This window comes from Citrobacter portucalensis (assembly GCF_002042885.1).
Lineage (GTDB): Bacteria > Pseudomonadota > Gammaproteobacteria > Enterobacterales > Enterobacteriaceae > Citrobacter > Citrobacter portucalensis.
The window spans coordinates 186783-198982 of sequence record NZ_MVFY01000001.1 but is presented as its reverse complement, the minus strand read 5'-3'; the positions used below and the strand labels follow the sequence as shown (position 1 = coordinate 198982).

The 12200-nt window shown below is 51.2% G+C and carries 13 protein-coding genes; 8 read left to right on the top strand and 5 right to left on the bottom strand.

Annotation, left to right across the window (positions count from 1 at the left end):
- The first annotated feature begins 1 nt into the window (after position 1).
- Positions 2-409, top strand: a complete 408-nt coding sequence (gene gloA, locus BZK40_RS01000) for a lactoylglutathione lyase (RefSeq protein WP_003832762.1) — start codon at positions 2-4, stop codon at positions 407-409.
- Positions 410-504: 95 nt separating this feature from the next.
- Positions 505-1152: a ribonuclease T gene (rnt, locus tag BZK40_RS00995; RefSeq protein ID WP_003029200.1), complete on the top strand. Its 648-nt coding sequence runs from the start codon at positions 505-507 to the stop codon at positions 1150-1152.
- Positions 1153-1205: 53 nt separating this feature from the next.
- On the opposite strand, the gene grxD is transcribed toward rnt, so the two are convergent.
- Positions 1206-1553 carry a monothiol glutaredoxin 4 gene (grxD, locus tag BZK40_RS00990; protein WP_003832760.1) on the bottom strand — a complete coding sequence of 116 codons (348 nt, stop codon included), beginning with the start codon at positions 1551-1553 and terminating at the stop codon, positions 1206-1208.
- A gap of 334 nt (positions 1554-1887) precedes the next feature.
- Between grxD and BZK40_RS00985 the strand changes: the two genes are divergently transcribed.
- Positions 1888-2718 (top strand): C40 family peptidase, encoded by an 831-nt coding sequence (locus BZK40_RS00985; protein WP_079933979.1) that lies wholly within the window; start codon positions 1888-1890, stop codon positions 2716-2718.
- 127 nt (positions 2719-2845) lie between these two features.
- Entirely contained in the window at positions 2846-3427 is a 582-nt protein-coding gene (sodB, locus tag BZK40_RS00980; protein WP_003029205.1) for a superoxide dismutase [Fe], read from the top strand.
- A gap of 39 nt (positions 3428-3466) precedes the next feature.
- Here sodB and BZK40_RS00975 read toward each other — a convergent pair whose 3' ends face one another.
- Positions 3467-4636, bottom strand: a complete 1170-nt coding sequence (locus BZK40_RS00975) for an MFS transporter (RefSeq protein WP_008784665.1) — start codon at positions 4634-4636, stop codon at positions 3467-3469.
- 176 nt (positions 4637-4812) lie between these two features.
- Entirely contained in the window at positions 4813-4902 is a 90-nt protein-coding gene (gene cydH / locus BZK40_RS24115) for a cytochrome bd-I accessory subunit CydH (RefSeq protein ID WP_003029209.1), read from the bottom strand.
- 297 nt (positions 4903-5199) lie between these two features.
- Between cydH and purR the strand changes: the two genes are divergently transcribed.
- On the top strand, positions 5200-6225 hold the full coding sequence (gene purR / locus BZK40_RS00965; protein ID WP_003832757.1) for an HTH-type transcriptional repressor PurR: 1026 nt from the start codon (positions 5200-5202) through the stop codon (positions 6223-6225).
- Here the strand turns inward: purR and punR are convergent.
- Complete coding sequence (punR, locus tag BZK40_RS00960; RefSeq protein WP_003029215.1) at positions 6222-7154, bottom strand: DNA-binding transcriptional activator PunR; 933 nt, start codon at positions 7152-7154, stop codon at positions 6222-6224. The genes purR and punR overlap by 4 nt on opposite strands.
- Before the next feature lie 112 nt (positions 7155-7266).
- Between punR and punC the strand changes: the two genes are divergently transcribed.
- Entirely contained in the window at positions 7267-8472 is a 1206-nt protein-coding gene (punC, locus tag BZK40_RS00955) for a purine nucleoside transporter PunC (protein WP_079933978.1), read from the top strand.
- A 290-nt stretch (positions 8473-8762) separates the two neighbouring features.
- Positions 8763-9911, top strand: coding sequence for a cyclopropane fatty acyl phospholipid synthase (cfa, locus tag BZK40_RS00950; RefSeq protein ID WP_048214272.1), 1149 nt, complete (start codon positions 8763-8765; stop codon positions 9909-9911).
- Between the two features lie 41 nt (positions 9912-9952).
- Here cfa and BZK40_RS00945 read toward each other — a convergent pair whose 3' ends face one another.
- The gene (locus tag BZK40_RS00945) at positions 9953-10600 is read right to left on the bottom strand and encodes a riboflavin synthase subunit alpha (protein ID WP_079933977.1); all 648 of its coding nucleotides are present in this window, start codon (positions 10598-10600) and stop codon (positions 9953-9955) included.
- A gap of 217 nt (positions 10601-10817) precedes the next feature.
- Here BZK40_RS00945 and mdtK point away from each other — a divergent pair, with 217 nt between their 5' ends.
- Positions 10818-12191 (top strand): multidrug efflux MATE transporter MdtK, encoded by a 1374-nt coding sequence (gene mdtK, locus BZK40_RS00940; protein WP_008784661.1) that lies wholly within the window; start codon positions 10818-10820, stop codon positions 12189-12191.
- The last annotated feature ends 9 nt before the right edge of the window (positions 12192-12200 follow it).

Below are 12200 nucleotides of genomic sequence, written 5' to 3'. Positions count from 1 at the left end.
GATGCGTTTACTCCATACCATGCTGCGCGTGGGTGACCTGCAGCGTTCCATCGAGTTTTATACCAACGTGCTGGGCATGAAGCTGCTGCGTACCAGCGAAAACCCTGAATACAAGTACTCTCTGGCTTTTGTCGGCTACGGTCCTGAAACCAGTGAAGCAGTAATCGAACTGACCTATAACTGGGGTGTCGACAAGTATGATCTGGGTACTGCCTATGGCCATATCGCCCTGAGCGTAGACAACGCGGCTGAAGCCTGTGAACGTATTCGCCAGAATGGCGGTAACGTAACGCGTGAAGCAGGTCCAGTAAAAGGCGGCACCACAGTGATTGCGTTCGTTGAAGATCCGGACGGCTACAAAATTGAGCTGATCGAAGAGAAAGACGCCGGGCGCGGCCTGGGCGATTAATCACCCCCTCGGGCGCAGATCGTCTGTGCCCATAGTTTTATACTCATCATTTTGCCATAATACGCGCTGCAATTTTCCCGTATTAAGAGACCCAGATGTCCGATAACGCTCAACTTTCCGGTCTGTGTGACCGTTTTCGTGGTTTTTATCCTGTCGTCATTGATGTCGAAACCGCAGGGTTCAATGCCAAAACCGATGCGCTGCTTGAGATTGCCGCCATCACACTGAAAATGGATGAACAAGGCTGGCTGATGCCGGACACGACGTTACATTTCCACGTAGAGCCGTTTGAAGGTGCCAATTTGCAACCGGAAGCGCTCGCCTTTAACGGTATTGACCCTAACAATCCGCTACGCGGTGCGGTCAGCGAATATGATGCTCTGCATGCCATCTTCAAAATGGTGCGTAAAGGCATTAAAGACAGCGGCTGCAATCGGGCAATCATGGTGGCGCATAACGCTACGTTCGACCACAGTTTCATGATGGCTGCAGCAGAACGCGCCTCGCTCAAACGTAATCCGTTCCACCCATTTGTAACCTTTGATACGGCGGCATTAAGCGGTCTGTCTCTGGGGCAGACTGTATTGTCAAAAGCGTGCCTGGCGGCGGGAATGGAGTTTGACGGGAATCAGGCGCACTCGGCGTTGTATGACACCGAACGTACGGCCGTGCTGTTTTGCGAAATCGTTAACCGCTGGAAACGTCTCGGCGGTTGGCCTCTTCCCGTGCCTGAAGAAGCGTAACGGCGACATAAAAAAAGCGACCATTTCAGGTCGCTTTTTTACTTCTGCTGGTATTACTCAGCGTCAGGCTCTTCGGTTTTGTATTTCGCTGCTGTTTCTTTAATCAGCTGCTGCAACTCACCGCGCTGGTACATTTCGATCAGAATGTCACAACCGCCAACCAGCTCACCATCAACCCACAGCTGTGGGAAAGTTGGCCAGTTTGCGTATTTCGGCAGTTCGGCGCGAATATCCGGGTTCTGCAGAATATCAACATAAGCAAAGCGTTCACCACAGGCTGACAGCGCCTGCACAGCCTGTGCGGAAAAACCGCAGCTTGGCAGTTTAGGGGAACCTTTCATGTACAGGAGAATCGGGTTTTCAGCGATCTGGCGCTGGATTTTTTCGATAGTGGTGCTCATTATCTTGCTTCCTTAAACTTCTTTTACGGCAGTAGTCTGACATTGTAACGGGTCAGACAGGCAACGGAAAATAACATTTTCATTACGCGTTATTATTTTATCCCCTGACGCTAAAAGTTGCATTCACAATCTCACTTATCCCCTTCAAACATGTGGATTTGATTATCTGTTCACCAATTCTATCTCTATTTGCTGTTTTTTTTTGCGGTCGGTTACGAAACGCAGTTTTAAACTAAAAAAGCTATTAACTTTCCCTCTTTCTATAGATTAGAATCGTCAAGTTTTGAAAATCACACGCAGGCACGATAGACCTGCCTTACCAGAGGACTGCTCAGTGGCGCGGATAAACCGAATCTCGATCACGCTCTGTGCTTTGCTTTTTACTACACTGCCTTTTACGCCTATGGCTCATGCTTCCAAGCAGGCCAGGACGACACCTACCAATTCTCACACCATCAAAACGGTAGATAAAAAGAAAAGCGCAACAACCAGCCAAAAAACAACAAAGACCAGTAAGAAAACGGCGACAAAAACCACCAGCAAAACCAGCACCAAAACCGCTTCCTCTTCTAAAAAACGCACTGCCACTCCGGCAAAGTCGACTAAAACTGCAAATCGCCGTAGTAAAACTGCCGCAGCACAAACCGCAGCCGTTACCTGGACGGAAAAATGCACACCGCGCAAAGGTCACAAACCACGCTGCGTGAAGGTGAAAACTACTGCACCGACTACGCTTGCTGATGCACATAAAGTGAAAGTGCAGAAAGCGACTAAAACCGCTATGTCCACCTTGATGAACCAAATCGGCAAACCTTATCGTTGGGGCGGCTCCTCGCCAAGAACCGGGTTTGACTGCAGCGGTCTGGTTTATTACGCCTATAAAGATCTGGTGAAGTTCCGCATTCCGCGTACCGCGAACGAAATGTATCATCTGCGTGATGCCGCACCAATTGAACGTGGCGAACTGAAAAATGGTGATCTGGTATTCTTTCGTACCCAGGGTCGCGGAACAGCCGATCACGTCGGCGTCTACGTCGGCAACGGTAAGTTTATTCAGTCACCGCGCAGCGGGCAGGAAATTCAAATCACCTCTCTGAGCGAAGATTACTGGCAGCGCCACTATGTGGGCGCTCGTCGGGTAATGACGCCAAAAACAATTCGCTAAAAACTTACCCTACAGAACATGCTGTAGGGTAAGTTCTTCTTTTGCATAACCTTTCAATTTGCTACCCTATCCTTACTCACAATGAGGCTATTGTGTGTACTCAATATAAATAATAAGGAGAGAAGCAATGTCGTTTGAATTACCTGCATTACCGTATGCCAAAGATGCTCTGGCACCGCACATTTCTGCCGAAACGCTGGAATATCACTATGGCAAACACCATCAAACCTACGTGACCAATCTGAACAATCTGATTAAAGGCACGGCGTTTGAAGGCAAATCACTGGAAGAGATCGTTCGTAGCTCTGAAGGCGGTGTATTCAATAACGCAGCACAAGTATGGAACCACACGTTCTACTGGAACTGCCTGGCACCAAACGCAGGTGGTGAACCGACCGGTAAACTGGCCGATGCAATCGCCGCTTCCTTTGGCAGCTTTGCAGATTTCAAAGCGCAATTCACCGATGCCGCTATCAAAAACTTCGGTTCTGGCTGGACCTGGCTGGTTAAAGGAACGGATGGCAAACTGGCAATCGTCTCCACCTCCAACGCAGGTACTCCGCTGACCACCGACGCGACGCCGCTGATGACCGTTGACGTATGGGAACACGCCTACTACATCGACTATCGCAATGCTCGTCCTGGCTACCTGGAACATTTCTGGGCGCTGGTGAACTGGGAATTTGTTGCGAAGAACTTCGCAGCATAAAAAAGATAACGCAGAAGGAGTTCCTTCTGCGTTTTTGCATTAATTCGCGGTAGTGAAAGCCTCTTCAGGCTGTCTTCTTGCGGAAATGAACACCAGTAGCAGCGCAAGACCCGCCACAATCGCCCCCATCACCGGTACAAAACTGTAGCCCAGGCCGCCAGATATCACCGCCCCACCGGCCGCAGCCCCCAGAGCGTTCCCCAGATTAAACGCGCCAATATTGACTGACGATGATAATCCAGGCGCTTCGCTGGCAACGCGCATCACACGCATCTGCAACGGTGGAACGACCGCAAACGTCGCCGCGCCCCAGACCACCATACTGACCGCAGCTCCCAGCTCATTACGCGCAAGGAAAGGAATGGCCAGCATAATAACCATCAGCAGCAGTAAAAAGCCTTTCAGCGTACCGTTGACTGAACGGTCAGCCAGTTTGCCGCCAAAATAGTTACCGATCGAGAAGCCAACGCCTATCAACACCAGCATCCCGGTAACAAATGCCGGTGTAGCATGAGTGATAGTATGCAGAACCGGCGAGATGTAGGTATACAGCGTGAACATCGCCCCTGCACCCAGTACGGTAGTCAGTAACGCCGACAGCACCTGCGGGCGCATAAGTACCGCCAGTTCGCTACGGACATCCGGGCGCTCTCCTGCTCCACCCTTGGGTAATGAGAAGAACAGGCTGACCATCGCAATGACACCCAGCCCCGCAGTGGCCATAAACGACATGCGCCAGCCGATGGTTTCACCAAGCCAGGTCGCCGCCGGAACGCCGCCAATATTGGCGATGGTTAACCCCATAAACATCGTTGCCACGGCGCTGGCCTGCTTATGTTTGGGTACCACACTGGCTGCAACCACAGAACCGAGACCAAAAAAGGCTCCATGATTAAGACTGGTCAAAATACGCGATAGCATCAGCGTGGTGTAATCCGGCGAGATAGCCGAAAGCACATTACCCAGCGTGAAAATCGCCATCAGGAATATCAAAGCATTACGTCGCGCACGATGAGACAGCAGCAATGTCATCAGCGGTGCACCTACCATCACACCTACCGCATAAGCGCTGATCAGCATGCCAGCCGCCGGAATCGAGACGTCCACACCTTTGGCAATGACGGGCAATAACCCCATTGGCGAAAACTCGGTGGTGCCAATACCAAACGCCCCGATTGCCAGCGCCAGTAAAGGGTAATTGATTTTCATATTTCGACTCCGTATCGTCGAGCCGTGGCACGACATAAAATAAGAGTCAAAAGCATGACATTGATCGCAAAATTAATAAAGTTAACAAAACTGCAAAAGACTTTTGCTTATTCGCAAACAATAGAGGGGAAAAACGAGTCGAAGGGATGAGGGAGAGCTAACTCCCTCGGGGGGAATCAATGCAGCGCTGCGGTCAGACCACCCGCGACGATCAAACCCAGAACAATAATGGTAGTCACTAACGAAAATTTCAGATCGGTGCTCATCAAGTTTTCTCCTTTTTATTCCCACACAAAAAGTGATATTGCGCATTTTTACACACTTGAAAGCAAAAATCTCTCACGATTTATATTGATAACTGCTTTTAACTCTTCCCCTTTTCGTTAAGATCAGACAAAATTCCACGCTTACTTGATTAGCGTACCGGCCATTGACCCCTTCCTGACGTTCCGTGTCGTTTTCCCGGCGTGCCGCAACCCTTACGTTGCGATAAGGGTGTGTAAAGGCAAACGTTTACCTGGAGTATTCTCAGGAGCTTAGGATATGGTCTGGAGTGAGATGTAATGGCAACAATTAAAGATGTAGCGAAGCGAGCAAACGTTTCCACTACAACCGTATCACACGTAATTAACAAGACGCGCTTTGTCGCGGAAGAAACACGTAATGCTGTCTGGGCAGCAATCAAAGAACTGCACTATTCTCCGAGCGCAGTTGCCCGCAGCCTGAAGGTAAATCACACCAAGTCTATCGGCTTGCTGGCGACCAGCAGCGAAGCGGCCTATTTCGCCGAAATTATCGAAGCCGTTGAGAAAAACTGTTTCCAGAAAGGCTATACCCTGATCCTGGGTAACGCATGGAACAGTCTCGAAAAACAGCAGGCTTATCTGTCGATGATGGCGCAAAAGCGCGTTGATGGTCTGCTGGTGATGTGTTCTGAGTATCCGGAGTCGCTGCTTTCGATGCTCGAAGAGTATCGCCATATCCCGATGGTCGTCATGGACTGGGGCGAAGCAAAAGCCGACTTTACTGATACGGTCATTGATAACGCCTTCGAAGGCGGTTACATGGCGGGCCGGTATCTGGTAGAACGCGGTCATCGTGAGATTGGCGTGATCCCTGGCCCAATGGAACGTAACACCGGGGCCGGGCGTCTGGCTGGCTTTATGAAAGCGATGGAAGAAGCGCTGATTAAAGTGCCTGAAAACTGGATTGTCCAGGGCGATTTTGAGCCTGAATCCGGCTACCGCGCCATGCAGCAAATTCTGTCGCAGTCTCATCGTCCGACCGCGGTCTTCTGCGGTGGCGATATTATGGCAATGGGTGCGCTGTGCGCCGCTGACGAAATGGGACTGCGCGTACCGCAGGATGTCTCACTCATCGGCTACGACAACGTGCGCAACGCCCGCTTCTTCACGCCGGCCTTGACGACCATTCACCAGCCGAAGGATTCACTGGGTGAAACGGCATTCAACATGCTGTTAGACCGTATCGTGAATAAACGTGAAGAGTCACAGTCTATCGAGGTGCATCCGCGCCTGGTTGAGCGTCGCTCCGTTGCCGACGGTCCGTTCCGCGATTACCGCCGTTAAGCCTGTTGTGCGGGAGTCTCATCTGGCTCCCGCAGCCATTCCTTGTTCAACGTTTCACTATCCCCTAAATAGTCCAGCAGCCAACTCAATGCTGGTGACGTATCGTTCTGCTGCCATGTCAGACAACATGCGGCATCAGGAAAGGGGTTCTCCAGTTGCAGTGCAACCCATTTACCACTATCGATCCACGGCTTGGCAAAATGCGTCGGTACCATGCCCACGCACAATCCCGCGGACAAACAGGTCGCAGAGGATTCCCAATCCGGCACGACGACGCGCTTTTGGTTGTCCAGCAGCCAGGTAATACGCTTCGGCAATGTTCGGGAGGTATCTTCGCGCACCAGTGACGGCCAGTTGCGCAACGTGTCATCACTTAACGGTCCGGGCATTGACGCCAGTGGGTGATGACTGGCTACCACGCAGCTCCAGCTCAGCATTCCCATATCGCGGAAGGTATAGCGCCCCCCGACCGGAATGGCCTGTGTGGCCCCGATGGCCAGCTCCACACGCCCATCAGACAGTGCGTCCCACACGCCGTTAAACACTTCCTGAAAAACTAACAACTCCACATCATCAAAGTGACGGTAGAAATCCACGATCATCTGTCGGGTACGATCCGGGCGGACAATGTTATCGACGGCGATCGCCAGCTGTCCGCGCCAGCCGTTGGCAATTTGCTGACATTGCTGGCGCGTGATCTGCATTTTTTTGATAACAGAGCGGCCTTCTTTTAAAAACCATGCCCCGGCAGGCGTTAATTCCACATCCCGATGGCGTCGCTCAAAAAGTGGCACCGCTAGCCATTCTTCCAGCTGGCGTACGGTGTAGCTTACTGCCGAAGGTACACGGTGCAGCTCCTGCGCGGCCGAACTAAAACTGCCGTTACGCGCAACCGCATCAACCACTTCAAGTGAATATTCCGACCACATATTCTGCCTGCAAAAAATTTGAAATCAGTAAGCAAATATTAGCGTTTCACAGCGAGAATTACACTCACTACACTCAGCGGCATTGTTCTACTGCTAAAAAAGAGAAATGATGATGCAACCTGGGAAAGGGTTTTTAGTCTGGCTGGCAGGTCTTAGCGTGCTCGGTTTTCTGGCAACGGATATGTATCTACCCGCCTTTGCTGCTATTCAGTCCGATCTGCAAACACCTGCATCTGCCGTCAGCGCCAGCCTGAGCTTGTTCTTAGCGGGGTTTGCCGTCGCGCAACTGCTGTGGGGGCCGCTTTCTGACCACTATGGTCGCAAGCCTATTTTGCTGCTGGGTTTATCTATCTTCGCACTGGGCAGTCTGGGCATGCTATGGGTTGAAAACGCCACTGGTCTGCTGGTACTGCGATTTGTTCAGGCCGTTGGCGTCTGTGCGGCATCGGTTATCTGGCAAGCGCTGGTTACCGATTATTATCCTTCACAAAAAGTAAACCGCATCTTTGCCACTATTATGCCGCTGGTCGGGTTATCTCCTGCACTCGCCCCGCTTTTAGGCAGTTGGATCCTGGTACATTTTTCCTGGCAGGCCATTTTTGCAACTCTGTTTGCCATTACTCTGATTCTGATGCTTCCGGCTCTGCGTCTAAAGCCAACGGCTAAAGCGCGCGATGACAGCCAGGATAAACTGACTTTCGCCACCTTGTTGCGCTCGAAAACTTACCGTGGAAACGTGCTGATTTATGCCGCCTGTTCCGCGAGCTTTTTCGCATGGCTGACGGGTTCCCCGTTCATCCTCAGCGAAATGGGTTATAGCCCAGCGGTAATTGGTCTGAGCTATGTTCCGCAAACTATCGCCTTCTTAATTGGTGGTTACGGCTGTCGTGCAGCGCTGCAAAAATGGCAGGGTCGTCAGCTGCTACCCTGGTTACTCGTTCTGTATGCCTTCAGCGTTGTAGGCACCTGGGCGACCGGCTTTATTCATCATGTTGCATTGGCTGAAATCCTGATCCCATTCTGCGTTATGGCGATTGCGAACGGCGCAATCTACCCTATCGTTGTCGCGCAGGCATTACGCCCTTTCCCACAGGCCACTGGACGCGCAGCCGCATTGCAGAATACGCTGCAACTGGGTTTATGCTTCCTGGCAAGCCTTGTCGTTTCCTGGTTGATTGCCACCCCACTGCTCACCACCACCAGCGTTATGCTGACAACAGTATTGCTGGCTGCTGTGGGTTACAAAATGCAGTCGCAGAAAACTGACGCCCCGCAAACAGATGATCGTGCGCAAGTTGCCCACGGAGAGTCGCACTAATAATGGTTGCGGGCATTTAGTTAGCCCGCTAACAATTATTGGTTGAATCGTCAAAAATTCAGGCATATACTGATTTTCAGTTGTTAAAAAAACGATAATTTTAATGCGTTAACGGGGACAAGAACGTTCCCGTTTTACCACGGATGGCCTTTTCGGCAAGGGTTTCTCCCTTCCTCTGTTCTACGTCGGATTATAGATTCGCGGATTAATTCCGTGAGATTTCTCACAAAGCCCAAAAAAGCGTCTACGCTGTTTTAAGGTTCTGATCACCGACCAGTGATGGAGAAGCTATGAGTTCATCATGTATAGAAGACGTCAGCGTACCGGATGATGACTGGTACCGCATTACCAATGAATTATTGAGCCGTGCAGGTATTGCTATTAATGGGCCTGCACCGGCTGATATTCGAGTAAAGAACCCCGATTTTTTCAAACGCGTATTGCAGGAAGGATCGTTAGGGTTGGGTGAAAGTTATATGGATGGCTGGTGGGAATGCGACCGGCTGGACATGTTTTTTAGTAAAGTCTTGCGCGCCGGTCTTGAAAACCAACTCCCCCGCCACTTTAAAGATACGCTACGTATCGCCACGGCTCGCCTGTTCAATTTACAGACCAAAAAACGTGCGTGGATGGTCGGCAAAGAACATTACGATTTGGGCAACGATCTCTTTACCCGCATGCTTGACCCCTATATGCAGTATTCCTGCGCCTACTGGAAAGATGCCAACACTCTGGAATCTGCCCAGCAGGCGAAGCTCAAAATGATTGCTGAAAAATTGCAACTGAAGCCAGGAATGCGGGTGCTTGATATTGGCTGTGGCTGGGGTGGTTTATCCCAGTTTATGGCATCGCAATATGGCGTGAGCGTGGTGGGTGTGACTATTTCGGCAGAACAGCAGAAAATGGCACAGGAACGTTGCGCTGGGCTGGATGTCACCATTTTGCTGCAGGATTATCGCGACCTGAACGACAAATTTGACCGCATTGTCTCCGTCGGCATGTTTGAACATGTTGGACCGAAGAACTACGCCACCTATTTTGAGGTGGTCGATCGTAATTTAAAACCGGATGGTCTCTTTTTACTGCATAGCATCGGCTCCAAAAAGACCGACAATAACGTTGATCCGTGGATCAATAAGTATATCTTCCCAAACGGGTGTTTGCCGTCAGTTCGCCAGATTGCCAACGCCAGCGAACCACATTTTGTGATGGAGGACTGGCATAATTTTGGCGCGGATTACGACACGACGCTGATGGCATGGCACGAGCGTTTCATGAGCTCCTGGCCTGAAATCGCCGATAACTACACCGAACGTTTCAAGCGGATGTTCAGCTATTATCTGAACGCCTGCGCCGGGGCGTTTCGTGCTCGAGATATTCAGCTATGGCAGGTGGTCTTTTCCCGCGGTGTTGAACACGGTCTGCGCGTTCCCCGCTAATCGTTTTCGCCCCCGTAGCAACGGGGGCTTTACTCTCAGGCTTAGGCTCCCGCTTCGCCCGTTATGTTGCTGATGGCGCTTTCACGCGCCGCTAGGACACGCTCAACGGTATCAACCACCGCCTGCGTTTGGGGATCGATTTCGATATTAACCCGTGTGCCCAGCTTTTTCTTGCCAAGCGTCGTACGCTCCAGCGTTTCCGGGATCAAATGTACACAGAAACGCGTCGGCGTCACTTCACCGACCGTCAGACTGATACCGTCAATACCAATAAATCCTTTGTACAGGATATATTTCATCAGCGACGGATCCTGGACTTTAAACCACACCTGACGGTTATTCTCCGAGGTCAGAATTTTCGACACTTCGGCAGTGGTCATAATATGGCCCGACATTAAATGTCCGCCAATCTCATCACTGAATTTTGCCGCACGTTCAACGTTAACCAAATCTCCGACCTTCAGATCCCCCAGGTTGGTGATACGCAGCGTTTCTTTCATCAGGTCGAAGCTTATCTGGTTACCGTTAATTTCGGTGACCGTCAGGCAGCATCCATTGTGGGCAACCGATGCGCCGGTCTCCAGCGCATCCAGCATATATTCAGGCAACTCCACAACATGCGTACGAAAATTTGGTTTTTCATCAATGGACACCAATTTTGCGGTGCCCTGCACAATACCCGTAAACATACTTCCTACTCCTGAACTCAATTAAGACATCTCTGCACAGCACAATAGCAGGTGGAAATTCAGGTTGCCAGCAATGCGCCACCAGCGCCTGTTTTTTCACTGGAGAATTACGTATTCCTCGCTACAATAGACTGAAATTTCCCCTGCTTTTTCTCCTTGCTGCCATATAAGGCGGCTTTTTTAGTCTCTCAAATAACAACAATATAGTGGTGTACACGTGCAAAAGTATGTAAGTGAAGCGCGTCAGTTATTAGCTCTGGCAATTCCGGTGATTCTTGCGCAAATCGCTCAAACCGCAATGGGATTCGTTGATACCGTCATGGCGGGCGGATACAGCGCGACGGATATGGCGGCAGTCGCCATTGGTACGTCCATCTGGCTACCGGCCATTCTGTTTGGTCACGGACTACTGCTGGCGTTGACGCCGGTAATTGCGCAACTCAATGGTTCCGGACGCCGCGACCGTATCGCCCATCAAATACGTCAGGGATTCTGGCTGGCGGGCAGCGTCTCCGTGCTGATTATGGTTGTGCTATGGAACGCGGGGTACATTATTCGCTCCATGCATAACATCGACCCGGCGCTGGCAGATAAAGCCGTTGGCTACCTGCGTGCCCTGCTGTGGGGCGCACCGGGTTATCTGTTCTTCCAGGTAGCCCGTAACCAGTGCGAAGGATTAGCCAAGACTAAACCGGCGATGGTGATGGGATTTCTCGGCCTGCTGGTGAACATTCCGGTTAACTATGTTTTCATCTATGGGCATTTAGGCATGCCGGAACTGGGTGGCGTGGGTTGTGGTGTGGCAACAGCAGCGGTTTACTGGGTGATGTTTATCGCCATGCTCTCTTACATCAAACGTGCGCGTTCAATGCGCGATATCCGTAATGAGCGTGGTTTCCAGAAACCTGACACCGCAGTAATGAAGCGTCTGGTACAGCTGGGTTTACCTATCGCGCTGGCGTTATTTTTCGAAGTGACGTTGTTTGCGGTGGTCGCGCTGCTGGTTTCTCCATTGGGGATTGTCGACGTAGCCGGACACCAAATCGCACTGAACTTCAGCTCGTTAATGTTCGTCCTGCCAATGTCTCTGGCTGCCGCCGTCACCATTCGTGTCGGTTATCGTCTGGGCCAGGGTTCCACGCTGGATGCGCAAACCGCAGCCAGAACGGGTCTGGGGGTTGGTGTGTGCATGGCGGTCGTAACAGCGATTTTCACCGTGACATTCCGCGAGCATATTGCCCTGCTCTATAACAATAACCCGGAAGTTGTCGCCCTGGCGGCTCAGCTCATGTTACTGGCCGCTGTGTATCAAATTTCGGACTCTATCCAGGTTATTGGCAGCGGGATCCTGCGTGGTTATAAAGATACGCGTTCCATTTTCTTTATTACCTTTACGGCATACTGGGTGCTGGGCCTGCCGAGCGGTTATATTCTGGCGCTTACCGATCTGGTAGTTGACCGGATGGGACCGGCGGGATTCTGGATGGGCTTTATTATCGGCCTGACCTCTGCGGCGATACTGATGATGCTGCGGATGCGGTTTCTACAACGCCAGCCGTCAGCGGTTATTTTACAACGCGCTGCGCGATAACCTCATAAA

What these genes read in the sequence shown, in the direction of transcription:
- gloA (WP_003832762.1), top strand. Translation starts at nt 2, where the DNA reads ATGCGTTTACTCCATACCATGCTGCGCGTGGGTGACCTGCAGCGTTCC.
- rnt (WP_003029200.1), top strand. Translation starts at nt 505, where the DNA reads ATGTCCGATAACGCTCAACTTTCCGGTCTGTGTGACCGTTTTCGTGGT.
- grxD (WP_003832760.1), bottom strand. Translation starts at nt 1,553, where the DNA reads ATGAGCACCACTATCGAAAAAATCCAGCGCCAGATCGCTGAAAACCCG.
- sodB (WP_003029205.1), top strand. Translation starts at nt 2,846, where the DNA reads ATGTCGTTTGAATTACCTGCATTACCGTATGCCAAAGATGCTCTGGCA.
- BZK40_RS00975 (WP_008784665.1), bottom strand. Translation starts at nt 4,636, where the DNA reads ATGAAAATCAATTACCCTTTACTGGCGCTGGCAATCGGGGCGTTTGGT.
- cydH (WP_003029209.1), bottom strand. Translation starts at nt 4,902, where the DNA reads ATGAGCACCGATCTGAAATTTTCGTTAGTGACTACCATTATTGTTCTG.
- purR (WP_003832757.1), top strand. Translation starts at nt 5,200, where the DNA reads ATGGCAACAATTAAAGATGTAGCGAAGCGAGCAAACGTTTCCACTACA.
- punR (WP_003029215.1), bottom strand. Translation starts at nt 7,154, where the DNA reads ATGTGGTCGGAATATTCACTTGAAGTGGTTGATGCGGTTGCGCGTAAC.
- punC (WP_079933978.1), top strand. Translation starts at nt 7,267, where the DNA reads ATGCAACCTGGGAAAGGGTTTTTAGTCTGGCTGGCAGGTCTTAGCGTG.
- cfa (WP_048214272.1), top strand. Translation starts at nt 8,763, where the DNA reads ATGAGTTCATCATGTATAGAAGACGTCAGCGTACCGGATGATGACTGG.
- BZK40_RS00945 (WP_079933977.1), bottom strand. Translation starts at nt 10,600, where the DNA reads ATGTTTACGGGTATTGTGCAGGGCACCGCAAAATTGGTGTCCATTGAT.